The sequence below is a fragment of the Frigoribacterium sp. AP1 genome (assembly GCF_056680555.1).
Genome location: NZ_CM155288.1, coordinates 1,223,711 through 1,245,163 on the forward strand (window position 1 = coordinate 1,223,711; position 21,453 = coordinate 1,245,163).

Consider the following 21,453-nt stretch of genomic DNA (forward strand, 5'->3'; position numbering starts at 1 on the left):
GTCCGACCAAGCGTCGGCCCGGGGGGTCGGCCCGGCGGCCTGGGGGGTCGGCCCGACGGCCCGACCCGTCGGCTCGGCCCGTCGGCTCGGCCCGTCGGCGATCGCCTAGGCGGCGGCCTTCGCGGCCGCGAGGTCGGTGAACAGGTCGGTGCTGAAGCGGTACGCGGCGCAGACCTCGTCGAGCACGTGCTCGCGCTCGTCGGCCGACCAGGCCACCGCGTCGAGCTGGCGGCGGTAGGTCGTCTTGAACGACTTCGGCTCGGCGATCTCGGCGAACAGGAAGAACCCGACGCCGTTCGTGTCGAAGCCGAACCGGCGCTGCAGGATGCTGCGGATCAGGTGCCCGCCCGACAGGTCGCCGAGGCAGCGCGTGTAGTGGTGAGCGATGAAGCCACCGGCCCAGCTCGACGCCTGCTCGATGCGGTCGACGTACGCGCGGGTGGTCGGCAGCGGCGAGATGCGGGCCCGCCAGTCGTCACCGAGCAGGAACGCCAGGTCGGCCTCGATGGCCGGCAGCCGGGTCAGCCCCGGAGCGAGGAACGGAGCCACGACCGGGTCGCCCGACCACCGCACGGCGGCGTCCTCGAGGGCGGCGTAGACGAAGTAGTGCTGGGCGAGCAACTGCACGTAGTCGTCACGTGTGCCCCGGCCGATCAGCAGGTCGGTCATGAACGAGCAGCCGACGTCGGCGGGGACCCGCTCGGCGGTGCGCTCGCGCACCGCCTCGGAGAAGGGGATGACGACGGTCATGGTGCGCACCTCCTGGGTGACCTGGGTTAGGTGACCCTAACCCTAGCCAGGGAGGCGCGGTGCCGGTAGCCCCCGGGGCCGATCCCGGTAGACGTGCAGCCAGCCCGCAGCCCCCTGCGAGGCGCGACGAAGAGCGACGAGACGCGGCGCAGCGGGGTGCGGCGCCGTGGGGTGCGGCGCTGCCCGGTTCAGCGGCGGCGGCGCTCGGCCCCCACGGCGGTCGCGAGCAGCAGCAGGCCGCCGGCGAGGTGCGTGACGTTGTCGCCGAGGTTGAACGCCAGGAAGTTGACGTCGGTGCCCTCGAGGAAGAACCCGGCGATGCCGAAGACCACGAAGATCAGGCCGATCCAGGTGTTGATGTAGCGGGCGCTGGCTCGCGAGGACGCTCCCGCGATGATCAGCGCGGCACCGGCCAGCACCCAGACGACCACCAGCGCGGGGTTGAGGTTCCAGACGAACCAGAGCGACGCGCCCTGCGTGGAGAAGAACGAGCCCATGTCTTCGACCAGGAACCCGATGGCGCCGAGCAGCAGGAAGACCGTGCCGACGAACAGGCCGGCCCCGCGGTTGGGCGACTCGCGGATCGTCGGCTCGTAGGGGGCCGGGGTCGCGGTCGTCGTGGTGCCGTGGGTGCTGCTCATGGTGAGGGTGCCTCTCGTCAGGTGGTCAGCGTCCAGTATGCCCGCCACCCGCGGCGGGCCGCCCGAGCCGTGCGGGCTCGGGGCTGGCAAGATCGACCCCATGACCCCGACGCCCCTCCGCCTGGTCGTGGCGATCAACCCCGGCGCCTCCGCCGGCGGCCGGAAGCACCTCGCCGACGGGGTGCTCGCCGGGCTCCGAGACGCCGGCCACACGGTCGTCCCGCTCACCGAGTCGAGCTACGACGACCTCGTGGCCGCGGCCCGCCGCGAACTCGACCCCGACCACGGCGGACGCCCTGACGCCCTGATCGTCGTCGGCGGCGACGGCATGGTGAACCTCGGGGCCAACCTCGTCGCGGGCACGGACGTGCCGCTGGGACTGGTGCCGACGGGCACCGGCAACGACACGGCCCGGGCCTTCGGGCTGCCCCACGACGATGCCGAGGCTGCCACGCGCCTCCTCGTCCGACTGCTCGAGGGCGAGCCGACCACCATCGACGCCGGACGCGTGCTGCAGGCCGACGGCCGGGCCACCTGGTTCGCCTGCATGGTCTCGGCGGGCTTCGACGCCGTCGTGAACGAGCGGGCCAACCGGCTGAGCTGGCCCAAGGGTCGCCGACGCTACGACGTCGCCCTCGCGATCGAGCTGGTGCGTCTGCCGAAGATCGCCTACCGCCTCGAGCTCGACGGGGTCGCCTCGACCGTCGAGGGCACCCTCATCTCGGTCGGCAACGGCCAGTCGCTCGGCGGCGGCATGAAGGTCACGCCCGACGCCGTGCTCGACGACGGACTGCTCGACGTGCTCGTGGTCGAGCGGCTGACGCGCTGGCAGTTCGTGCGGCTGTTCCCGAGCGTGTTCCGCGGCACCCACCTGAGCCACCCGAACGTGACCGTGCACCGCGTGCGTCGGGCCGTGATCGAGGCCGACGGGGTCGCCGCCTACGCCGACGGCGAGCGCGTCGGGCCCCTGCCGGTCACGGTCGAGGTCGTCCCCGGTGCGCTGCGCGTCTACGCCGCGCTCGGTCGCTGACCGTCGGCACCAGCCCAGGAGGCGCGTTCGGCAGCGAGGGGACCACGTGCTCCGGGCACCCCCGACGTCAGCCGCGGTGCAGCGTCTCGCGGGGGTACTCGCCGAACCGCTGCTGGTACGCGGCCGAGAACCTGCCGAGGTGGGCGAACGCCCAGTGCCGGGCGACGTCGGCGACGGTCGTCGCGTCCGGGGTGGCTTCGCGCAGGGCCTCGTGCACGCGCTCGAGGCGGATCTCGCGCAGGTAGGCCGTGGGCGTGGTGTCGAGGTGACGACTGAAAGCCTGTTGCAGCCCCCGCGGGGTGAGCCCCGCCTCCCGGGCGATGTCGACGGCCGAGATCGGCAGGTGCGCGCTGGCGTGCATGTACTCGACGGCCAGGCGCAGGCTCGCGTTGCGCGGCGCGAGCAGGGCTGCGGGCATCGGGCTCGACGTGTGGGCGAAGGTGTCGAGCAGGGCGCCGGCGGCCATCCGGGCCATCTCGGTGCGCATCAGGTCGCTGGGCTCACCCGAGCCCAGGTAGGCGCGACCGATCAGTCGGACGGTGGCGTGCCAGGCCTGCACGGCGGCGGACGAGACGGGGGCGGCGTGGTCGAACCGGATCGTGCCGGGCATGATGCCGTGACGCTCGGCCGCGACCTCGTCGACGACCGACTTCGAGAGGTGCAGCAGGCTCTGGTTGACGTCCTCGGTGGTGAACTCGAACTCGCGCCCCTCGGGGAAGAGGATCGGTCGCCCGACGGAGCCGGCCACCTCGTCGCGACCGTTGTCGACGGTCGAGCGTCCGTCGAGCAGCCAGTTCACGACGTGCTCGTCCCCCGCGGCGGCCTGCCCGTCGACGCGCCCCATGAACAACGTCGAGCGCAGGGTCATGGCCCCGTCGCCGACGATGGTGTGCCGGAACGCGAAAGGCGCCTCGGTGGGGGCGACCTGGAAACCACGACCGTTGTACCCGGCACTCATGATCTCGACGGCCTCGTCCAGATCTCGTCCGCGCGCGTCGAAGCGGATCTTGTCGTCCTGGGCAGCCATCTCAGCGAATTGTTGCACGCGCTCCAAATGCCGCACCAGTCGGTCGGAGGGGGGTTGACAGCGACTGCCGTCCCGAGTAGCCAGCCCTCCTCCGTGACCACGCCCGCACCCGCACCCGCAACCACACCCGCACCCACTCACACCCGCGCCCGCGCCCGCGCCCGCGCCCTCGCCCGCAAGCGGCGGCAACTCCTGACCCGTGCTGCAACGCATGCACGACCATCCCTCGCTCCACTGCGATCCGCGGCTGAAGGCAGGACTTCTCGACGAGGGGTCGACCCGGTCGCGTCGGCCGGCAACCTCGCAGTCGGCAGAAGCCGCGGAGGTCGAAGCGCGCGTCAGGCGTTCTCGGAACCCGGAGCAGGAGCGCCGGTCACCCGGGCGACGCGACGCACCTTCGCCTGGACTCGGGCGACGCATCCTCCCGGACGGCGTCGCCGGGATGTCTCTCAACATCAACGGACTCCGGCGCCACCCGAGGCCCGTGTCGTCGACACGCTCGTGGACCATGACAACGATCGCCGAATTCGTCTCAGCCGCCGGAGGACTCCTCCACAAACACGACCTGGTCGCCCTGGGCGCCACCGACCGACACCTGACCGTCGCGGTCCGTTCACGCACGGTCAGCAGACCCCGGCGTGGGTGGTACTCCACCTGGGAGCGTGGAGACCCTCGCTACGTCGCGGTCGCCGTGGGTGGTCGACTCACCGGCGCATCCGCGTTGCATCAGCTTGGGGCATGGACGTGGACCCGTCCGCCGGTCACGGTGTCGGTACCCGTGACGGCTTCGCGGCTGCGACGGCGGCGTGGAGTCCGAGTCGTGTGGGACCCGCTCGAACTCTCTGATCGGGGTTCGACCTGGGCCGTCGACCCTCGTGACGCCCTGGCTCGGGCAGTCGTCGAGACCCGATCGTTCGAGGATGCGGTCATCCTCGTCGACTGGGCCAGACGGGCCGGCATCGTCGAAGACGACGACGACGCAGCCGAGGTGCTGTCCCGAAGACGTGCCGACGCTGCCGGCCTCGTAGCCTGGAGCGATCCGGGCGCCGAGAGCATCCTCGAGAGCGCGGCGGGCACGAGGTTGCGGCGGGCTGGGCATCACGTCGCCCGCCAGGTGCCTATCTCCGGCACCGCGAAGATCATCGACATGGTCGTCGACGGGATCATCGGTCTCGAGACCGATGGACGAGCGCACCACGAGACACGTTTCGACAAGGACCGACTCAAGGACGCCGACATCGCTCGCGACGGTCTTGTCCCGTTCCGCGCGGGGACGGTGATGGTGCAAGACATGTGGGGCGTGACGGTCAGCGCGATCAGGGCTCTTATCCGGACGGCGGGCGGTCCGCGACCCGTCGCAGGTGTCGGGAACTCCTCACTGCCGCGAGTGCTCGGACCACGAGGACGCAGGGCCTGGCGGCTCGCCTCACCTCGGCGACACACGGGTCAGGAGTTGCCGACTGCGGCAGGCTGACGAGACAGGGCGAGGGGCGCAAGGCGGCGACCGGGGGGGGGGGGGGGGGGGGGGGGGGGGGGGACACGTGGCCGTCGCCCGGAGCTCGCGGCGGGACGGAGCAGGAAGGAACGGAGGCGCGACCGAGCAGGCTCGCGCCGACGAGCGGGCCGGCGAGCGCGCCGACGAGTGGGCCAGCGAGCACGCCGGCGAGCGGGCCAGCGAGCGGGTCGGCGAGCGGGCTCGCAGCAGGCGGGCCTACGGTCGACCCCATGAGCCTCGACGACATCACCCTGACCACGATCCGCGGCGAGTCCACCACGTTCGGCGCCTACGCCGACAAGGTCGTGATGGTCGTGAACGTGGCGTCGCGCTGCGGCCTCGCCCCCCAGTACGAGAAGCTCGAGGCGCTGCAGAAGCAGTACGGCGAGCAAGGCTTCACGGTGCTGGGCTTCCCCAGCAACCAGTTCTTCCAGGAGCTCTCGAGCGGCGAGGCCATCGAGGAGTACTGCTCCGCGACCTGGGGCGTGACCTTCCCGATGATGGAGAAGGTCAAGGTCAACGGTCGGGGCGAGCACCCGCTCTACACCGAGCTGAAGAAGGCCACCGACGCCGAGGGCAAGGCCGGCCGCGTCAAGTGGAACTTCGAGAAGTTCGTCATCACCCCGGGCGGCACCGTGCACCGCTTCCGTCCGACGACCGAACCCGACGCCCCCGAGGTCGTCGCGGTCATCGAGGAGGCGCTGGCCGGCTGACCGGGCGGCTGCGGTGGGTCAGCGGCCGGCCGCGTAGCGGGCCTGCACGGCCGAGGCGGTCTGGGCCGAGTTGTTGTAGATCGTCGTGCCGTCGACCGAGCCGGCGAAGAAGCCGTTCGTGGGAGCCGAGGGCAGGCCACCGAGCGGGGCGTAGCCCACGCGCCAGTAACCGGTGGCCGTCGGCACGGTCTTGTTCGTGGTGTCGGTGACGACCGCGACACCGTCGACGTAGATGATCGTGCTCGAGCCCGAGAGGGTGGCGACCACGTGGTGCCAGGCGCCGTCGTTGTACGAGGCCGACGTGGTCGTGGCCTTCGTCGTGGTCGAGGTGGGGCGCACGCCGAGGGCGATCTTGCCCGCCGTGGTCAGGTAGAGCGCACGGTCGGCGGTCGTGTTCGTGCCCGTCTGCGCAGCGGTGAACGCGGCCAGGGTGCCTCCGGCGGCGCTGGTCGTGCGGAACCAGGTCTCGATCGTGAATGCGGCCTGACCGGTGAGGTTGACCGCGGTCGTCACCTGCCCGGTGCCGTCGAGCTGCAGGTAGGGGCTCTGGTTGGTGGCGCACGAGCCGGCGACGAAGGTCGCCCCGCCGCTCAGGGTGCCCACGCGGGCGAACGAGCTGCCGTCGGCGGTGGTCGTGCCCGACGTCTCGTTGTACGCGAAGCCGTACGAGGTCTGCGAGTTGTAGGTGTCCTGCAGGCAGTCGTAGTTCCCGGCACCGAAGCTCGACGTCGGGTTCGCGGTGGGCGCGGCGAACGCCGCGTGCGCGCCGCCCGAGACGACGAGGGTGAGCGCGAGACCGCCACCGATCGCTGCCAGGCCGATCGCGCCTCCTGCGGTCCGGAGGCGACGGAGGCGCCGCTCGCGTCGTCGCTGCACGCGGCGGCCGGCGGGGGCGGTCACCCGAGGCGACGCGGGGCGCTCGTCACGGTCGTCACGCAACAGGTACCGGTCGTTGCGGCTGAGCAGGACGACGAGGATCAGCAGTCCGCCGGTGACCAGCAGGTGGCCGTACTGGTGGCCCGCCGCCCAGACGAAGGGCGTGCCGACGTAGGGCACGCGCAGGAAGCCGACGCCGATCACGGCGCTGCGGTCGATCGGCGTCGAGTCGACGCTCGGGTTGGCGTCGCCCTTGGTGACGATCTGCCCGGCCTGGCCGTTGTCGTGGTAGCGGTGCAGGCGCAGGTGCCCGGCCTGGTCGGGGTCGTCGAAGAGCAGCACCTGGCCGCGGTGCACGTCGGACGCCGCCACGGGCTTCGCGACGACGACGTCGCCGGGGTGGATGCGGGGCTCCATCGAGCCGGTCATCACGGTGGTGGGGCTCCAGCCGAGGGCGGCGGGAGCGGCCGCGTAGACCATCAGGCCGAGCAGGGAGTACAGCACGACGCGCGACGCGGTGCCGAGGGCCAGGCGCGTCCAGTCGAACCACGAACGAGAGGCACCCAGGGGCACGGTGATCGAGGCCGCGGCTGCGGCGGCGGGCCGCAGCTTCAGGTCGATCGTGCTCATGGGTGCCTCTGCTCGGGGATGGTGCGGGTGGTGCGGTGTCGGGCCGCCTGGTGCGGTGGTGCGGTGTTCAGCCGGGGGTCGGGCCTCAGCTGTTCTGGGCCTCCCAGGTGAGGCCGAGGCTCGCGGTGCCGCCCTGGGTCGTGTTGGGGGCGGTGTTCGAGACGGTGTAGGTCACCTGGTAGGTGCGGGTCTCGGACGCGGTGCCGGTGGGGGCCCAGGTGCCGACGCCGTTGGAGTAGTTGGTGTAGCTGGTGCCGAAGGCGGCCAGCGTGCCGCTGTAGAGGCTCGAGCCCGACGAGAGCGGGGTGAAGCCGGTGCACGAGCCGAAGCCGCCGCCGGTGCCCTGCACGACGCTCAGCGTGATGTTCGACGCCAGGTTGTTGGTCGTGGCGGCGCCCGTGCCGTAGAGCTTGACGGCCGAGGCGAGCGAGCCGGTGCTGGTGACGGCGATGCAGTTGCTGCCGGTCTGGCCGGGCTTGAGGTTCGTGGCGGTGAAGAGCGCGGTGTTGCTGTCGTCGTCGGTCAGGGCGACGGTGCCGGCGGTCCAGTTGCTGGTGGGGTTGACCGTGGTCGACGAGAAGGCCGAGTACGACGCCGTCGAGACGACGATGCCCGAGGCGACGAGGGCGGCGGGGATGGCGATCCAGGCGGCGATGCGGGCGATGCGGGGGGTGGGACGGGACATGGTGTGCTCCAGGGCGAGAAGGGGGACGAAGGGATGTCGGGGGCCACCCCGGCGAGGAGGCTCAGGAGCCTCGCCGGTGAGAAGCTCACCTCCCGAACCGTTCTGGTTTCGAGTGATCGTTGTTCTCAAGTGGTACGACAATCAAATTACTTGCAGCTGGAGAGGCACGCAAGCCGAACCATGTCCCCAGTGGTGGGGGTGTCACGATCGTCGAGATTCTTGTTGACTGAGCCGGTGCCATGGACGGCACGCCCACACGCGTCACGGAGGACCCCATGCTCGTCACGACCCCTGCCGATCCCGGCCCCGCCGGCTCCGGCCGCGCCGACCTCGCCCCCGGCGACCTCCCCCGCCTGCTCGACTCGTTCCGTCTGCTGATGCTGAACCACTCACGCGTGCTCGACCACCAGGGCGACCTGTTCGGGCTGGGCGACACCGACATCCGGTTCCTCTTCTACGTGTGGGCCACCGACGACCTGGTCACCCCCAAGCGGGCAGCGGCCCAGCTCGACCTGTCGTCGGGCGCGATGACCAACCTCGTCGACCGCCTGGTCGACGCCGGCCACCTCGACCGTCGCCGCAACCCCGACGACCGTCGCAGCGTCATCGTCAGCCGCACGCCGCGCGGCGTCGAGGTCACGACCGCCATCGCGAGCGCCTACGCCGCCGCGTTCGCCGACGTCGTGCCGGCGTCGCAACACGGCGCCCTCGCCGACACGCTGCTCGACCTCGGCCGGGCCTTCGACCGGCACGGGGTCGGCACGAGCCCGGCCGCCCCCGCCGCCGCCTGACCGCCTCGGCCGCCTCGGCGCCGGGCCTATGGGATGAGGCGGCGCAGCCGTGCGGCGTCGGCCAGGTCGGCCCGGAACCGGTCGAGCGTCGACAGCGTGTAGAGCCCGTCGATCTGCTGGTCGACCCAGAGCTGGTGGATGCGCTTGAGGTCGGCCTGGCGGCTCTTCCACCCGATGCCGTCGATCACGGCCATGACGGTCTGGCGCGGCAGCCGGACGTCGGCCATCTCCTCGATCTCGCGCACGGCATCGGTCAGCTTCGAGCCGGTCGAGTCGAACCCCTTCGCCGCGACCACGATCGCGGGCTCCTCCGCCGAGGGGATCACCAGGTCGCACGGCGCCGTGCGGTTCGCCCGACCGGTGAACCGCGTCCGCGTGCCGCAGGCGAGCCCGAGATCGCGGGCGATGGCCTCGATCTCGTCCTCGAGCCGGCGGCCCGACACCCCGGCCCGGATCGCCGACGCCCGGGTGCCGGCCCGTGCCGACAGCAGGTCGCCGAAGTCGTACGTGCGGTGCCGCTGCGACGCGACGAGGCGCACGAGTTCGAACTCGTCGTCGAGGTGGGCGACCAGCTCGTCGGCCCGTCCCCGCGCGAGCGTCAGCCAGCTCGGGGTGTCGAAGGCGTGCCGCAGCGAGTTGCGCAGCTTCTCCTGCGACAGCCCGACGGCCAGGCCGAGGGCGGGCACCCACGCCGGGTGCTGCCGGGTCCACTCGGCCAGGTGGTCGCGGTCGACGACGGGCAGCTCACCGAGGCTCGCCGCGGCCCGTCCGAGGTCGGTCGCCGCCGCCGAGGGGGCCGTCGGGTCGACGTGCGGGGTCATGCGGCCGAGCGACGCCACGTACTCGTCGAAGGTGGGGATCGTCACGGTCAGTCCCTCCCGACGAACACGTACTCGGTGGCCGCCGTGCGGGTCGCCGTGCGGTGCGTGCCGAAGCTGTAGGTGTGGTCGACCACGCGCACCTCGATGTGCGGCTTGACCGTGCGCATCAGCTGCTCGATGCGCTCGCGGCTCGGCACGGCGTTCGACGAGTACGACAGGACGAGCGCCCCGGCGTCGGCGAACTGCTCGAAGGTGCGCACGAGGGCGTCGTCGACCGTCCGAGGGTAGGCGAACGGCGTGAACAGCTTGGCGATCTTCTTCGTCTTGGTCTCGGTCATGATCGTCTGCCCCCGCCAGTACACGGCCAGCCCCTGCAGGAAGTGGTACCGCTTCATGTAGTCCGCGTCGTCCCGAGGAGGCGCGTAGGGCGGATCGAGGTAGACCAGGTCGGCGGGCGCTCGCCTCAGGTCGGCCACGTCGCCCTCGACGGCCTCGTGCGCGAGGCCGTCGTCGAACACGGTCGCGCCGTAGGCCCGGACCGCCGCCCGGAATTGCTCGGCCATGGTCATCCGGAGGTCGCGACGCCCGTCGTCGTAGCGCGCCCCGGTGAAGGTGAAGACGCCCCGGGGCTGCTTGCGCGCCGCGGCCAGGACGAGGCCGGCGATCGCCAGGTCGCGCTCGGCGCCGTCGAGCCGGTCGACGTGCGACCAGGCCGAGTCGAGGAACGCCCGGTCGTCGGCCGAGAAGAACACGCCGTCGAAGGTGCGGCGGACGACGTCGCGGTCGTCGGCGGGCGGGCCGCAGATCGCGTCGACGAGGTCGTCCGACAGCGTCGTCGACCCGTTGACGACGGAGGCGCGGGCGATGACCGCGGGGAAGGCCAGGAAGTCGTTGCTCACGACCCGGCGACCTTCCGCCTTCATCAGGTACGAGACGACGCCCGACCCGCTGAAGGCGTCGATCGCGGTCGAGGGCCGAACCGCGCCTCCTTCGCCTCCGGGGTCGCCGACCGGCACGGGCGCGACGCTGGAGAAGACGTCGTGCAGCACGGGCAGCAGCGCGTACTTCGAGCCCATGTAGCGCAGGCGGGGGAAGGCCGCGACGCGGGCGGGTACGGCGGCAGACACGGAGGCGGTGGTCTCGCTCGCGACGGAGGGCACGAGCTCGACGGTCACCGGGCAAGTCTGCCGCACCTCCGCACCCACGGCGTTCGCCCCGCTCAGCGGTCGGACGGGCTCCAGGACTCGGTGTCGAGGTCGACGCGCGAGGCGTGCGGCACGCTGCCGGTGGTCGTGCCGGCGATCCGCAGGCTCTCTTGTCGCAGCTCGAGTTGGGCCACCACGAGCGCGGCGAGGTCGGTGAGGTTGGCGACCTGCTCGTCACTCGCCGTACCGGGCTCGCGTCCGATCACCGAGAGCGTGCCGATCGTGTGGCCGTCACGTCGGGTGAGGGGCACGCTGACGTAGAACCGCATGCCGAGCGGCCCGGTGACCAGCGGGCTGCTCGCCACGCGTCGATCGGTCGCGGCGTCCTCGATGACGAGGGGCTCGGACGAGTGCACGGCGCCGAGCGAGAGGTCGATGTGCCGGGCGATGTCGCCCACGGCCGGGTCGTAGTGGGTCGTGAACCACGTGCGGTCGTCGTCGATCACGGTCGCCAGCGCGATGGGCGCCGAGAACAGGCGGGCCGCCATGGCCGTGACGCGGTCGAGCGCCTCGTTGGGCAGGGTGTCGAGGACCTCGCTGTGGTCGAACGGCTCGGTGTCGCCCCCACGCATCGAGCCGTCGCCGGTCGACAGGTCGCCCACACCGTCGCGGTGGTCCGTCGTCTCGGTGATGACCACGTCGCGCATCATCGCGACGAGCTCGGCGCGGGTCGGCCGCTGTGCGGGATCGCGGCTGGTCATGGCGCGCAGGGCGTGACGCCAGTGCTCGGGCAGGGGCTCGGGCAGCACCGGGTCGCGGGACAGTCGCGCGACGGCCGACTCGACGAGGGACCCCGGGAACTCGCGTCGGCGCGTGAAGCACTGCAGCAGGACGAGGCCGAGGCTGTAGACGTCGCTCGGGGGGCCGACCTCGCCGCCCACGGCCTGCTCGGGGCTGAGGTACGCGGCGGTGCCGGTGGTGACCCCCTCGGCGGTGAGCCGTTCGACGTCCTCGGTGAGGGCGATGCCGAAGTCGGCGAGCTTGGCCCGGGCACGGGCCGCCTCGTGGTCGCCGTAGTCGACGAGCAGGATGTTCGACGGCTTGATGTCGCGGTGCACGACCGAGTGGCCGTGGATGTAGTCGAGCGCCTCGGCCATGTCGTAGCCGATCTCGGCGATGTGCCGCGCGGCGAGCGCGCCGTGCCGCAGACGGTCTTCGAGGTTGAGCCCGGCGATCAGCGGCATCACGAGGAAGCGCTGGGGACCGTTCGGACCCTGCTCGACCCCGGCGTCGAAGAGACCGACGAGTCCGTGGTGCTCGAGGCTGGACAGCACGCCGAGCTCGGCCTCTTGCCGGGCCGGGTCGACCATCGCACTGTGGAAGACCTTGATCGCGACCGTGCGGTTGAGGCTCTCGTCGACGGCCTTGTAGACGGTCGCCATGCCCCCTCGGCCCACGACGGACTGCAGGCGGTAGCGCTCGGCGAGGACGCGATCGAGCGCGTCGTCCTGCTGTGGCGCGGCCATCGCCTCCCCCTCGTGACTGGTGTGGGGTCCATCCTGTCGCATGCGGGGCCATCAGGTGACGGTGGCGCGGGTGACGATCGCATCACGACGGGGTCACGAGCACCACCCGCGAGCACCACCCGCGACCTCGAGGCGAGCGACCCGGACCTTGCGATGCCCTGGGAGAACGGCATCCTCGGGAAGGCATCGACCGGGCCGCCGGTTGAGTTGCGCATGACAACCTACGGAATCATCGGAGCAGGCAACATCGGCAGCCAGGTCGCCCGGGCGGTCATCGCCCACGGGCACGACGTCGTGATCAGCAACTCGCGCGGGCCCGAGACCCTCGCCGACCTCGTGGCCGACCTCGGCCCGAAGGCCCGGGCCGCCACGGCGACCGAGGCCGGTGCGGCAGGCGACGTGGTCGTCGTCACCGTCCCCCTCAAGAACGTCGACCAGGTGCCGGTCGAGCCGCTCGCGGGCAAGACCGTGATCGACACGAACAACTACTACTTCGAGCGCGACGGTCACATCGCCGCCCTCGACGACGGCACCGACACGGTGTCCGAGATGCTGCAGCGCCACCTGCCGACCAGCACGGTCGTCAAGGGCTTCAACCACATCATGGCGAAGGACATCACCACCGACGTCGCCCCGGCCGGCACCCCCGACCGCCGCGCCCTGGCCACGTCGAGCGACTCGCCCGAGGCCGTCGCCCTGATGACCGACCTCTACGACGAGCTCGGCTTCGACACCGTCGACGTCAGCCCGCTGTCCGAGAGCTGGCGCGTCGAGCGTGACCGTCCGGCCTACGTCGTGCGCCAGACGAAGGACGAGCTCGTCGCCAACCTCGCGAAGGCGAACCGGGTGCCGCAGGCCTCCTGACCCGGCCGGGCGGTGACGCCGCCCGACGAACGCGACCCGCGCCTCCTGCAGGAGGCGCGGGTCGCGTCGTCCGTGGAGGTGCCGGTCGGCCTCGCGACCGGTCAGGGCACCCAGCAGCGGTAGGCGGATCCGGTGACGGCACGCTCGCTGGTGACGAGCGAGGTCGTGTAGGTCTGGGTGAACGTGTCGACGGCGGGCAGGTCGACGACCTTCCACCCGACCACCGCGCGGTTCTCGTTGAGCGCCTGCACCGCGCAGGCGACGTCGGTGCCGCCCGCGACGTTGATCGTGTACTGCACCTCGACGGCGTCGTCGCCTGCGACCGTGAAGCCGTAGTGGCTCACCTCGAGCTCGGCCGAGTCGCCGTCGAAGGCGACGAGCACGACCCAGGCAGCGACCACGACCGCCACGACACCGCCCGCGACGAGGGCGATCAGCCGCGAACGCCGGGCTCGGCCGGGGCGTCGGCCGTAGCGGTCGTCGAGCCGTGAGGCCGGGCTGACGCGCGCCGGGTCGAGGGTCTGCATGGCGTCAAGGGTAGGAGGCGCCGGCTCGGAACCGCATGGACGTCGCGTCCCTGCCGGGTCAGGCCGCGTCGGCCTCGAAGAGCATCGACAGGTCGAGGGGCTCGGTGGGGGCGAGTTCGACGTACGTCAGGTCGTCGTTCACAGGAAGAGCCCGTTGCTGAGGAAGAGTGCGGCGACGAGGCTGGCGCTGGCGCCGACGGCCGCCGTGGCGATGACGAAGAGGGTCGCCTGGCGTTCGGTCTCGCGGACCTCGGAGAAGGGGCTGCTGCCCGTGTCGGAGCGGCGACGCGACGGCGTGAGGAGTGTCATGGTGTTCCGTTCTCGGCAGCCCTGTGCTGCCTGCCCGTGGTGCTGGACTGGTGGTCTGCGGCTCATGGCACGCGTCCCGTACCGCCCGTGAAGTCGGTACACATGAATGAAAGCACGGGATAGCTAGTTCATCTAGCTACTCGACGGTGCTGTTCGCATTGCGGACAACCGAGCCGTCTCGACCTCCCGTCGCCGCGCCTCCGGGCCCGCTGCCAGGCCGATGCGGGTCGTTCCTCCCCCAACGGGGGCCTGTCCTCCTTTCGGGGGACCGGCAGACTGTCCCAGGCCTCAGGACGAGACCGACGGAGGCCGCGCCTCCTGCTCTGGACGGATTGCGAACACACATGCCCCTGGTCGAGACCCCGACCCCCGGCCGACACGGCCGCCTCATCGCGGCGGTGGTCCGGGCCACCAAGCCCCTCTTCCACCTGCACCTCGCGCTCTACCGGCGCGAGGTGGCCCGCGCGCCCTTCCCCCGCGACGCCCGCCGCATGACCGTCGACGGCCCCGACCCCGATCGCCTGCTCTTCGTCGGCAGCATCGCCGTCGAGGGTTTCGGCGTGCTCGCCCACGACCTCACCTGTGCCAGCCAGACCGCGCGCCTCGTCGGCTCGAGCCGGGGCCGCGGCGTCACATGGCACGAGGTCTCGTCGCCGGTGCTGACGGCCGCGGAGGCCGCTCGGGTCGAGCTGCCGGCCGAGCCCTCCGACGCGGCCGTGGTGTTGCTCGGCATCTGCGACGTCCTGCTCGCCACCGACGGGAGCTCGTGGGAGGCCTCGCTCCGTCGACTCGCCGTCCGGGTGCGCGAGACGGCCGGCCCGGACTGCCGCATCGTCTACGTCGGCATCCCGCCGATGGCGGAGTTCCGGCCGATCCCCCCGGTCGCGAAGCGCCTGCTGACGCGGCAGATCGAGCGACTCAACGCCCTGACGGCGCGGGTCGCCCTCACCACGCCCGGCGCCTCGTGGGTGCCGTTCCCCGAGTGGCGCTCGGAGGGGCTGTACCACCAGGAGCTGCTGTCGTGGGCCACCATGCACCGGCGGTGGGGGCAGGCGATCGCGCCGACCGTGGTGACGTCGCTGGTCGGTGCCGATGCCGCCGACACACACTGCGAGAGAGGCGCAGGGCCCGGCGTCCCGGCCTAGACGCCCGAGTCCGCCAGGCTTCCGACGCGGGTCGTGCCGTAGGTGTACACGTAGCAGACGACCGAGCGCTCGCCGTCGGCCCACCCCTTCTCGGTCGGGGCGAGCACGCCGTAGTCGGCGAGGGACTCGTCGTACGAGGCCCCGACGTAGTCGTCGAAGGCCGCGTCGCAGAGGGCGGCCGCCTCGTCGAGGACCTCGAAGCCGCCGGGGAACGCGCCGCCGTCCAGCTCGCCCACCAGGTAGGCCTCTTCGTCGTGGGCCTCGTCGCAGGAGGCCGTCTCGACGTCGCCGGTGCCCTCGCGGCCGAGGTCGCCGACGGTGAAGCAGGTGCCGACGTCGAGCCCGTCCACGCCGGTCACCCCCGAGAAGTCGAGCGCGTAGTAGTAGTCGCCGTAGACCGCGTCCGAACCGAAGTACGTCGTGGGGTCCTCCCCGCCGGAGGAGTAGCCGTCCTCGAAGCCGGCCGAGCCGGCGGCGAGCGTCATCCCGCCGAGCAGACCGGCCCCGCCGCCGACGATGAGGGCGACGACGGCCGCGCCGACGATCGCGAGGACCCACGGCGTCCTCGAGGGCTGCACCGGCAAGGCGGGGAGGAACGCAGGAGGCGCGGCATAGGGGTCCTGCGTCGGCCACGGTTGCCAGGGCGCCTGGGACTGCGGCTGGGGGTGGGCCTGCGGCTGCCAGCCGGACGGCTGCTGTTCGGGCTGCGGCCACCCCTGCGGTTGCGGCTGCTGCTCGGGCTTCCGCCACCCCTGCGGTCGGGGCTGCTGGTCGGGCACGCCCGGCTCGATCGGTGTGCTCACGGTCGTTCCCCTTCGTCGACCGGGCCGTCGGATCGCCGGGTCACGCCGGATCATATCCAGCGCCGGGCACCCCGCTCGACCCCCTGTCCGGGAAGACGACCGTGATCTGGTTGCCCGCCCCCTCGGCCTGACCTACACTCGATCCGTTCGAACACACGTTCGAACGTGCAGGAGGACGACATGAGCACCCAGACCACCCACGAGCCCGTCGCGCTGTGGTTCGAGCGCGACCTGCCGGCGCGGCTGGTCTGGTCGTGCCGACGCTGGCGGGTGAGCGACACCCCGACCGAGCTGCGGGTCGAGCCGGCGGTCACACCCGCCTTCATCACGCACCCGCCCCGGCGCTTCGTCGGCTGGCGCTTCCAGGCCACCGACGACGACGGCACCACCCACATGTTCGAGGTCGTCCTCGGCACCGACGGCGGTTGGGTGCTCGGCCGCGTCTACGACTGACCCGGGACGACGACGAGCGGCTGCGAGGATGACGTCATGACGGACCTCCTGGGCGGCCCGGATGGCGGCCCGCGTCGAGGGGTGACGAGGTCCTCCCGCACTGGTTGCGTCAGGATGTGGGGCCACGGCGTTCGGATGTCGCAAGGGGCCCCGACTTCAGCGGCTGGGCCGCTTAGGACTGTTCCATGCACTCTTCGTCGCCCACCCCTGACACGGCCTCGATCCGCCGTGTCGCGCGTCAGGTCCGTTCATGACCCTCACGGACATCCTTCCCTCGATGCGACGGGTGATCGCCGACCCGTTCGTTCCCGACGCCTGGCCGGAACGGACCCGTCCGACCCTGGACGACGTCGTCATCGGCGGGGTGTCCCTCGTCCGTCTGGCGAGCATCTGCGAGACGCCGTGCGTCCACACGGGCGCTGCCCTCGTGCCCCGCTCCGGTGGCCGGGTGTCGACCGTCGACGACGCCACGGCGATCGTCGTCACCGTCAGCGACGTCTGTCGCCACACCTCCGGCGCGATCGTCGTCCAGGTGGACGCCCGACTCGGTGCGGTGCCCGTCGCCATGCGGGAGCTCCGTCTGATCGGGCGGATCTCGACGGCCCACGACGTGGCCATGGTGATCGGCCTCCAGGACGAGGGGCCCGATCTCGCCGTGGCCGACCTCCCCGGAGACCTCCGCATCGGCGACCTCCTGGCGGTCCCGTGCCCGGGTGACGTCACCGTCGGGCGTCTGCGCCGCCACCAGAGCCGACGATGACGGCCCCTGGCGTCCTCCCGACGATGCGTCACGCCGTGCACGACGTCGTGGACGGTGCTCATTCGTGGGGCACGCTGGACCAGGCTCCCGCCCGCTCGACGGTCGTGCAGCAGATCACCCTCCGGGTGTTCCGACCGGGAACGAGCCTCCGCGAGAGGAGGCTCCTCCATCTCCGGCAGATCTGGCCCGTCGCCGGGGCGATCTGCTCGGCCGCGTCGCTCCTCGTCCTGGCATCCCGGGTCCCGGCTCCGGTGGCGGCCTCGATCGCTCTGGCCGTCTACGGCCTCGGGTTCCTGTGCCTCGACGTCGTGACGGCACGGCTCCGGGCCACGGTGCGTGAACTGACGGCGTCGTCGACGTGCACCCCGGGCGGTCTGGTCGTGCTCGGTGACGCCGCCTGCGTCCGCGCGACGGCTGCGCGGCTCGTCGCCCTCGAGCGGGAACTGGCGGCAGGCCACCTCTCGCTCGAGCGGTACCTCGCGCGCTGGGACGAGGTCTACACCGCGTTGCCGACGCATCCGGACCGGCCATGACGTCGACGACGTCGGTCCCCGTCGTCACCCGTTTCCACGGAACGGGGCCGCAGTTCGACGCCTTCGCCCTGGAGGTCGACCATTTCTCGGAACCCGACGTGCTCGACCTCGGGCTCCGAGGTCAGCTGCTCGGCTCGTCGGGCATGAAGCGGTAGCCCATGCCCTGCACCGTCTGGAGGTAGCGAGGCTGGGTCGGGACCGCTTCGAGCTTCTTCCGGAGTTGGGAGACGTACAGCCGCAGGTACCCACCGTCGCTGGAGTGTGCCGGGCCCCAGATCCGGGTGAGGATGTCCTCCCGCGTGACGAGTCGCCCGGGGTTCCTGACCAGGATCTCGAGGATGCGCCATTCGGTGGGAGTCAGGCGGATCGCCTCGTCCGGTTCGCGGACGACGCTCTTGGCGACGAAGTCGATCCGGATGCCCCCGAACGTCTCGGACGGTTGATCGGGGGTCGGAGTCGTCCGTCGTGTCAGCGCCCGGAGGCGGGCCAACAGCTCGTCCATGGCGAACGGCTTGGTGATGTAGTCGTCGGCGCCGGCATCGAGCGCCTCGACCTTGTCGGCGGCGCCGGTTCGGCCCGAGACGACGAGGACCGGGATGTTGCTCCAGCCGCGGAGGCCTTCGATCACGCCGAGCCCGTCGACGTGTGGCATGCCGAGGTCGACCATGACGACGTCGGGATGTTCTTCGACGACGGCGCGGAGCGCCTCGGCTCCGTCGGCGGCGGTGGCGATGTCGTAGCCGACCGCGCCGAGGGTCAGCGTGAGGGCCCGGACGAGCTGCGGATCGTCGTCGGCGATGAGGATCTTCATGCGTGGTCCGTCCCGGACGTCGCCTGCGCGACAGGAAGGGAGACGACCATGCTGAGCCCGCCTCCCGGGGTCTCCTCGGCTCGAAGGGCGCCCCCCATCCCCTCGGTGAAGCCCTTGGAGATGGCGAGTCCCAGCCCGAGGCCGGCGGTGTTGTCGGTGTCTCCGAGGCGCTGGAAGGGAACGAAGACCAGGTCCAGGCGTTCGGGACTGATCCCCGGCCCCTGATCGGCGACGCGGATCTCCACGGCGTCCCCGAAGCTGCTGCTGGAGAGACGCACGGGCGTCCCTGCGGGGGCGTACTTCAGGGCGTTGTCGAGCAGGTTCACCAGGACGCGTTGGAGGAGGACCGGGTCGGCGTCGGCCTGCGGAACGTCCTCGCCGACCTGGAGCTCGACGCGTCCGGGCTCGACCCGGAGTTCGTCCACGGAGGCGAACAGGACGTCGTCGACGTCGACGGGCTGGCGTGACACCGCGAGGGCTCCGGCCTGGACGCGGCTGACGTCCAGGAGGTTCGTGACGAGGGCCGACAGCGCGTCGAGGCTCTCGTGGGCCGTGGCGAGCAGTTCGTCGCGGTCGCGGTCCGCCCAGACGACGTCGCCTTGTCGAAGGCCCGTCACGGCCGCCGTGGCCGAGGCCAAGGGCCGCCGCAGGTCGTGTCCGACGGCCGCGAGCAGTGCCGTGCGGACCTGGTCCACCTGCGCCAGCGGCCCCGCGGAGTCGGCCGTCGCCGACAGGGCCTTGTGTTCCAGGGCCGTCTCGACCTGGGCCGCGATGACCGCGAGGAGGCGCCTCTCGGACGCCGCCATGGGTGGCCCCGTCATCTCGAGGCGCGCGCGGGTGCCGACGGGGACGACCGTCGTCTCGTCGCCGACCCGGGGTGCCCCGAGGGAGTCGACGACGTCACCGTCGACGTCGATGACGGAGACCGTCCGCAGGCGGAAGGCGTCCTGGGTGCGGGAGAGGAGCGCGTGGAGCGCGTCCTGGCCCCGGATGACGCCGCCGGCGACGGCCGCGAGCAGTTCGGACTCGGCGACGGCACGCGCCGCCGCCCGGGACCGGCGTGCCGCCTGGTCGACCACGTAGCTGACGAGCAGGGCGATGACCACGTAGAGGACGAGGGTCAGGAGGTGCAGCGGCCGACCGACGGTGATGCTGTCGTAGGGCTCGACGAAGAAGAAGTCCAGCGTCACTCCCGAGAGCACCGCCGCGAAGAGGGCCGGCCAGATCCCGCCGACGAGCGCCACGACCACGACGAGCAGCTGGTAGACGAGCACGTCGCTCGTGAGCGATTCGTCGCTGCGGAACATCACGAGCAGCCAGGTCACGATCGGGCCGAGCACCACGGCGAGGCCGCCCCCCAGCAGCCGACGCCGCAACGTCAGCGCGCCTCCTGCCCGGGGGAGGGTGAACCGGCCGCCGGCGGCGGAGTGGGTCACGATGTGCACGTCGATGTCACCCGATTCGCGGATGACGGTGGCACCGATCCCCGGGCCCGTCAGGGCGGCGGCGACACGGCTCCGGCGGCTGACGCCGATGACGAGTTGGGAGGCGTTCATCGCCTTCGCGAACTGGACCAGGGCGACGGGGACGTCACCACCGACGACCTGGTGGTGGGTGCCGCCGAGTTTCTCCGTCAGGGCGCGCTGCGCGGAGAGAGCACCCGGGTGCGCGTCGCGGAGGCCGTCCTGGGCGATGACGTGCACGGTGACGAGCTCTCCCCCGGACGACCGGGCGGCGATGCGGGCACCACGACGGATGAGGGTCTCGCCCTCCGGCCCGCCGGTGAGGGCGACCACGACCCGCTCCCGCGCCTCCCATTTGCTGTCGATGCCGTTCTCGACCCGGTAGGCCTTGAGGGCGCTGTCGACCTCGTCGGCCAGCCACAGCAGCGCCAGCTCCCGCAACGCCGTCAGGTTGCCGAGGCGGAAGTAGTTCGACAACGCGGCGTCGATGCGCGCCGCCGGGTAGACGTTCCCCTCGGCGAGACGGTCGCGGAGCGCCTGGGGGGCGAGGTCGACGACCTCGATCTGGTCGGCGCTCCGGAGCATGCTGTCGGGGACGGTCTCGCGCTGGGCGGCCCCGGTGATCTTCTCCACCACGTCGTTGAGGGACTCGATGTGTTGCACGTTGACGGTCGAGACGACGTCGATGCCCGCGTCGAGGAGGACCTGGACGTCCTGCCACCGTTTCTGCCGGACGGAGCCCGGCGCGTTGGTGTGGGCGAGCTCGTCGACGAGGGCGAGGTCGGGCCTCCGCGCGAGGACCGCGTCGACGTCCATCTCCGTCAGCTCGACGCCGCGATGCAGGGTCGTCGTCCGCGGGACGATCTCGAGGTCGCCGAGCATCGACGCCGTGGCCTCGCGGCCGTGGGTCTCGACGACGGCGACGACGACGTCCTTGCCCTCGCGGGCGAGCCGTGCTCCCTCTTCGAGCATGGTGTAGGTCTTGCCGACGCCGGGGGCGGCGCCCAGCAGCACCCGGAGCCGCCCCCGTCTCACGGTCTCAGCGTCCCGTCCCGGCCAGGGCCGCGTTGAGTTCGAGCACGTTCACGGTGGGCTCGCCCAGGTAGCCGAGGTCGCGGCCCTGGGTGTGCTCCTCCACGAGCGCCTCGACGTCCGCGACCGGCAGGTCGCGTGCCGCGGCGACCCGCTCGACCTGGATGCGCGCGTACTCGGGGCTGATGTGCGGGTCGAGCCCGGACGCGGAGGCGGTGAGCGCGTCGACGGGGACGTCCTCCGGGGCGACGCCGTCGCTCTCGGCGATCGCCGCTCGTCGCTCCTCGACGGCCGCGATGAGGTCCTCGTTCTCGGGCCCGTGGTTGCTGCCGCTCGAGGCGGAGGCGTCGTAGCCGTCACCGGCCGCGGAGGGCCGCGACTGGAACCACTCGGGCAGGGCGGCACCGTCGGCGTCGGTGAAGGACTGCCCGATGAGTGACGAGCCGACGGTCTCGCCGTCGACGCGGACGGCGGAACCGTCCGCCCCGCCGCCGAGGACGAGTTGGCCGACCCCGGTGACGACGGCCGTGTAGGCCACACCGAGGACGACGGTGAAGACGAGCATCGCGCGGAAGGCGACACCGTACTGGCGGAGCAGGGTGCGGGTGTTCATGGTCTCTCTC

At 71.9% G+C, this 21,453-nt stretch carries 24 protein-coding genes; 10 read left to right on the forward strand and 14 right to left on the reverse strand.

The annotated features are described in order from the left end of the window. Positions 1 to 105: 105 nt before the first annotated feature. Entirely contained in the window at positions 106 to 750 is a 645-nt protein-coding gene (locus AC1MBW_RS05795; protein ID WP_480025771.1) for a biliverdin-producing heme oxygenase, read from the reverse strand. A 188-nt stretch (positions 751 to 938) separates the two neighbouring features. Then, positions 939 to 1,391 (reverse strand): DUF4383 domain-containing protein, encoded by a 453-nt coding sequence (locus AC1MBW_RS05800; RefSeq protein ID WP_177174788.1) that lies wholly within the window; start codon positions 1,389 to 1,391, stop codon positions 939 to 941. Positions 1,392 to 1,491: 100 nt separating this feature from the next. On the opposite strand from AC1MBW_RS05800, the gene AC1MBW_RS05805 reads away from it, so the two are divergent. Then, a complete protein-coding gene (locus AC1MBW_RS05805; protein ID WP_480025772.1) occupies positions 1,492 to 2,421 on the forward strand; it encodes a diacylglycerol kinase family protein in 930 nt (309 codons plus the stop codon). Between the two features lie 67 nt (positions 2,422 to 2,488). Here AC1MBW_RS05805 and AC1MBW_RS05810 read toward each other — a convergent pair whose 3' ends face one another. Beyond that, the gene (locus tag AC1MBW_RS05810) at positions 2,489 to 3,448 is read right to left on the reverse strand and encodes an AraC family transcriptional regulator (RefSeq protein ID WP_480025773.1); all 960 of its coding nucleotides are present in this window, start codon (positions 3,446 to 3,448) and stop codon (positions 2,489 to 2,491) included. A gap of 508 nt (positions 3,449 to 3,956) precedes the next feature. On the opposite strand from AC1MBW_RS05810, the gene AC1MBW_RS05815 reads away from it, so the two are divergent. Further along, positions 3,957 to 4,922: a hypothetical protein gene (locus AC1MBW_RS05815; protein ID WP_480025774.1), complete on the forward strand. Its 966-nt coding sequence runs from the start codon at positions 3,957 to 3,959 to the stop codon at positions 4,920 to 4,922. A gap of 251 nt (positions 4,923 to 5,173) precedes the next feature. Next, positions 5,174 to 5,656 carry a glutathione peroxidase gene (locus tag AC1MBW_RS05820; protein WP_054145871.1) on the forward strand — a complete coding sequence of 161 codons (483 nt, stop codon included), beginning with the start codon at positions 5,174 to 5,176 and terminating at the stop codon, positions 5,654 to 5,656. Positions 5,657 to 5,674: 18 nt separating this feature from the next. Here AC1MBW_RS05820 and AC1MBW_RS05825 read toward each other — a convergent pair whose 3' ends face one another. Then, positions 5,675 to 7,162, reverse strand: coding sequence for a signal peptidase I (locus AC1MBW_RS05825; RefSeq protein WP_480025775.1), 1,488 nt, complete (start codon positions 7,160 to 7,162; stop codon positions 5,675 to 5,677). A gap of 85 nt (positions 7,163 to 7,247) precedes the next feature. Further along, a complete protein-coding gene (locus AC1MBW_RS05830) occupies positions 7,248 to 7,847 on the reverse strand; it encodes a hypothetical protein (RefSeq protein WP_055977732.1) in 600 nt (199 codons plus the stop codon). A 275-nt stretch (positions 7,848 to 8,122) separates the two neighbouring features. Here AC1MBW_RS05830 and AC1MBW_RS05835 point away from each other — a divergent pair, with 275 nt between their 5' ends. Further along, positions 8,123 to 8,638, forward strand: a complete 516-nt coding sequence (locus AC1MBW_RS05835) for a MarR family transcriptional regulator (RefSeq protein WP_480025776.1) — start codon at positions 8,123 to 8,125, stop codon at positions 8,636 to 8,638. 26 nt (positions 8,639 to 8,664) lie between these two features. Here the strand turns inward: AC1MBW_RS05835 and AC1MBW_RS05840 are convergent, their stop codons facing one another. Genes AC1MBW_RS05840 through AC1MBW_RS05850 form a run of 3 tightly spaced genes read right to left on the reverse strand, consistent with a single transcriptional unit; the run spans position 8,665 to position 12,130 of the window. Next, positions 8,665 to 9,504, reverse strand: a complete 840-nt coding sequence (locus AC1MBW_RS05840) for a hypothetical protein (RefSeq protein WP_231567108.1) — start codon at positions 9,502 to 9,504, stop codon at positions 8,665 to 8,667. 2 nt (positions 9,505 to 9,506) lie between these two features. Further along, positions 9,507 to 10,634, reverse strand: a complete 1,128-nt coding sequence (locus AC1MBW_RS05845) for a DNA adenine methylase (protein WP_480025777.1) — start codon at positions 10,632 to 10,634, stop codon at positions 9,507 to 9,509. A gap of 44 nt (positions 10,635 to 10,678) precedes the next feature. Then, the gene (locus AC1MBW_RS05850; RefSeq protein WP_161805499.1) at positions 10,679 to 12,130 is read right to left on the reverse strand and encodes a protein kinase domain-containing protein; all 1,452 of its coding nucleotides are present in this window, start codon (positions 12,128 to 12,130) and stop codon (positions 10,679 to 10,681) included. 153 nt (positions 12,131 to 12,283) lie between these two features. Here AC1MBW_RS05850 and AC1MBW_RS05855 point away from each other — a divergent pair, with 153 nt between their 5' ends. Next, positions 12,284 to 12,994 (forward strand): NADPH-dependent F420 reductase, encoded by a 711-nt coding sequence (locus tag AC1MBW_RS05855; RefSeq protein WP_480025778.1) that lies wholly within the window; start codon positions 12,284 to 12,286, stop codon positions 12,992 to 12,994. A gap of 101 nt (positions 12,995 to 13,095) precedes the next feature. On the opposite strand, the gene AC1MBW_RS05860 is transcribed toward AC1MBW_RS05855, so the two are convergent. Both AC1MBW_RS05860 and AC1MBW_RS05865 read right to left on the reverse strand, forming a co-directional pair. Further along, complete coding sequence (locus tag AC1MBW_RS05860; protein WP_055976393.1) at positions 13,096 to 13,521, reverse strand: DUF4307 domain-containing protein; 426 nt, start codon at positions 13,519 to 13,521, stop codon at positions 13,096 to 13,098. A 138-nt stretch (positions 13,522 to 13,659) separates the two neighbouring features. Next, complete coding sequence (locus AC1MBW_RS05865) at positions 13,660 to 13,830, reverse strand: hypothetical protein (protein ID WP_161805498.1); 171 nt, start codon at positions 13,828 to 13,830, stop codon at positions 13,660 to 13,662. A 344-nt stretch (positions 13,831 to 14,174) separates the two neighbouring features. Between AC1MBW_RS05865 and AC1MBW_RS05870 the strand changes: the two genes are divergently transcribed. Further along, positions 14,175 to 14,975, forward strand: a complete 801-nt coding sequence (locus AC1MBW_RS05870; RefSeq protein ID WP_480025779.1) for a GDSL-type esterase/lipase family protein — start codon at positions 14,175 to 14,177, stop codon at positions 14,973 to 14,975. Here the strand turns inward: AC1MBW_RS05870 and AC1MBW_RS05875 are convergent. Then, complete coding sequence (locus tag AC1MBW_RS05875) at positions 14,972 to 15,778, reverse strand: septum formation family protein (protein ID WP_480025780.1); 807 nt, start codon at positions 15,776 to 15,778, stop codon at positions 14,972 to 14,974. The two genes, AC1MBW_RS05870 and AC1MBW_RS05875, sit on opposite strands and share 4 nt — an antisense overlap. 180 nt (positions 15,779 to 15,958) lie before the next feature. Here AC1MBW_RS05875 and AC1MBW_RS05880 point away from each other — a divergent pair, with 180 nt between their 5' ends. From AC1MBW_RS05880 to AC1MBW_RS05895, 4 genes are all read left to right on the forward strand, one after another. Continuing rightward, positions 15,959 to 16,231: a hypothetical protein gene (locus AC1MBW_RS05880; RefSeq protein ID WP_071257780.1), complete on the forward strand. Its 273-nt coding sequence runs from the start codon at positions 15,959 to 15,961 to the stop codon at positions 16,229 to 16,231. 250 nt (positions 16,232 to 16,481) lie between these two features. After that, the gene (locus AC1MBW_RS05885) at positions 16,482 to 16,991 is read left to right on the forward strand and encodes a hypothetical protein (protein WP_480025781.1); all 510 of its coding nucleotides are present in this window, start codon (positions 16,482 to 16,484) and stop codon (positions 16,989 to 16,991) included. Continuing rightward, on the forward strand, positions 16,988 to 17,524 hold the full coding sequence (locus AC1MBW_RS05890) for a DUF6611 family protein (protein ID WP_480025782.1): 537 nt from the start codon (positions 16,988 to 16,990) through the stop codon (positions 17,522 to 17,524). The genes AC1MBW_RS05885 and AC1MBW_RS05890 overlap by 4 nt, the downstream gene beginning before the upstream one ends. After that, positions 17,521 to 17,679: a hypothetical protein gene (locus tag AC1MBW_RS05895; protein WP_480025783.1), complete on the forward strand. Its 159-nt coding sequence runs from the start codon at positions 17,521 to 17,523 to the stop codon at positions 17,677 to 17,679. Before AC1MBW_RS05890 ends, AC1MBW_RS05895 begins: the two co-directional genes overlap by 4 nt. Here AC1MBW_RS05895 and AC1MBW_RS05900 read toward each other — a convergent pair. Genes AC1MBW_RS05900 through kdpC form a run of 3 tightly spaced genes read right to left on the reverse strand, consistent with a single transcriptional unit; the run spans position 17,646 to position 21,443 of the window. Beyond that, positions 17,646 to 18,335, reverse strand: coding sequence for a response regulator transcription factor (locus tag AC1MBW_RS05900; protein WP_480025784.1), 690 nt, complete (start codon positions 18,333 to 18,335; stop codon positions 17,646 to 17,648). The genes AC1MBW_RS05895 and AC1MBW_RS05900 overlap by 34 nt on opposite strands. Further along, on the reverse strand, positions 18,332 to 20,833 hold the full coding sequence (locus tag AC1MBW_RS05905; protein ID WP_480025785.1) for a DUF4118 domain-containing protein: 2,502 nt from the start codon (positions 20,831 to 20,833) through the stop codon (positions 18,332 to 18,334). The genes AC1MBW_RS05900 and AC1MBW_RS05905 overlap by 4 nt, the downstream gene beginning before the upstream one ends. Positions 20,834 to 20,837: 4 nt before the next feature. Further along, positions 20,838 to 21,443, reverse strand: coding sequence for a potassium-transporting ATPase subunit KdpC (gene kdpC / locus AC1MBW_RS05910; protein ID WP_480025786.1), 606 nt, complete (start codon positions 21,441 to 21,443; stop codon positions 20,838 to 20,840). Positions 21,444 to 21,453: the final 10 nt, after the last annotated feature.

What these genes read in the sequence shown, in the direction of transcription:
- AC1MBW_RS05795 (WP_480025771.1), bottom strand. Translation starts at nt 750, where the DNA reads ATGACCGTCGTCATCCCCTTCTCCGAGGCGGTGCGCGAGCGCACCGCC.
- AC1MBW_RS05800 (WP_177174788.1), bottom strand. Translation starts at nt 1,391, where the DNA reads ATGAGCAGCACCCACGGCACCACGACGACCGCGACCCCGGCCCCCTAC.
- AC1MBW_RS05805 (WP_480025772.1), top strand. Translation starts at nt 1,492, where the DNA reads ATGACCCCGACGCCCCTCCGCCTGGTCGTGGCGATCAACCCCGGCGCC.
- AC1MBW_RS05810 (WP_480025773.1), bottom strand. Translation starts at nt 3,448, where the DNA reads ATGGCTGCCCAGGACGACAAGATCCGCTTCGACGCGCGCGGACGAGAT.
- AC1MBW_RS05815 (WP_480025774.1), top strand. Translation starts at nt 3,957, where the DNA reads ATGACAACGATCGCCGAATTCGTCTCAGCCGCCGGAGGACTCCTCCAC.
- AC1MBW_RS05820 (WP_054145871.1), top strand. Translation starts at nt 5,174, where the DNA reads ATGAGCCTCGACGACATCACCCTGACCACGATCCGCGGCGAGTCCACC.
- AC1MBW_RS05825 (WP_480025775.1), bottom strand. Translation starts at nt 7,162, where the DNA reads ATGAGCACGATCGACCTGAAGCTGCGGCCCGCCGCCGCAGCCGCGGCC.
- AC1MBW_RS05830 (WP_055977732.1), bottom strand. Translation starts at nt 7,847, where the DNA reads ATGTCCCGTCCCACCCCCCGCATCGCCCGCATCGCCGCCTGGATCGCC.
- AC1MBW_RS05835 (WP_480025776.1), top strand. Translation starts at nt 8,123, where the DNA reads ATGCTCGTCACGACCCCTGCCGATCCCGGCCCCGCCGGCTCCGGCCGC.
- AC1MBW_RS05850 (WP_161805499.1), bottom strand. Translation starts at nt 12,130, where the DNA reads ATGGCCGCGCCACAGCAGGACGACGCGCTCGATCGCGTCCTCGCCGAG.
- AC1MBW_RS05855 (WP_480025778.1), top strand. Translation starts at nt 12,284, where the DNA reads ATGCCCTGGGAGAACGGCATCCTCGGGAAGGCATCGACCGGGCCGCCG.
- AC1MBW_RS05860 (WP_055976393.1), bottom strand. Translation starts at nt 13,521, where the DNA reads ATGCAGACCCTCGACCCGGCGCGCGTCAGCCCGGCCTCACGGCTCGAC.
- AC1MBW_RS05865 (WP_161805498.1), bottom strand. Translation starts at nt 13,830, where the DNA reads ATGACACTCCTCACGCCGTCGCGTCGCCGCTCCGACACGGGCAGCAGC.
- AC1MBW_RS05870 (WP_480025779.1), top strand. Translation starts at nt 14,175, where the DNA reads ATGCCCCTGGTCGAGACCCCGACCCCCGGCCGACACGGCCGCCTCATC.
- AC1MBW_RS05880 (WP_071257780.1), top strand. Translation starts at nt 15,959, where the DNA reads ATGAGCACCCAGACCACCCACGAGCCCGTCGCGCTGTGGTTCGAGCGC.
- AC1MBW_RS05885 (WP_480025781.1), top strand. Translation starts at nt 16,482, where the DNA reads ATGACCCTCACGGACATCCTTCCCTCGATGCGACGGGTGATCGCCGAC.
- AC1MBW_RS05890 (WP_480025782.1), top strand. Translation starts at nt 16,988, where the DNA reads ATGACGGCCCCTGGCGTCCTCCCGACGATGCGTCACGCCGTGCACGAC.
- AC1MBW_RS05895 (WP_480025783.1), top strand. Translation starts at nt 17,521, where the DNA reads ATGACGTCGACGACGTCGGTCCCCGTCGTCACCCGTTTCCACGGAACG.
- AC1MBW_RS05900 (WP_480025784.1), bottom strand. Translation starts at nt 18,335, where the DNA reads ATGAAGATCCTCATCGCCGACGACGATCCGCAGCTCGTCCGGGCCCTC.
- kdpC (WP_480025786.1), bottom strand. Translation starts at nt 21,443, where the DNA reads ATGAACACCCGCACCCTGCTCCGCCAGTACGGTGTCGCCTTCCGCGCG.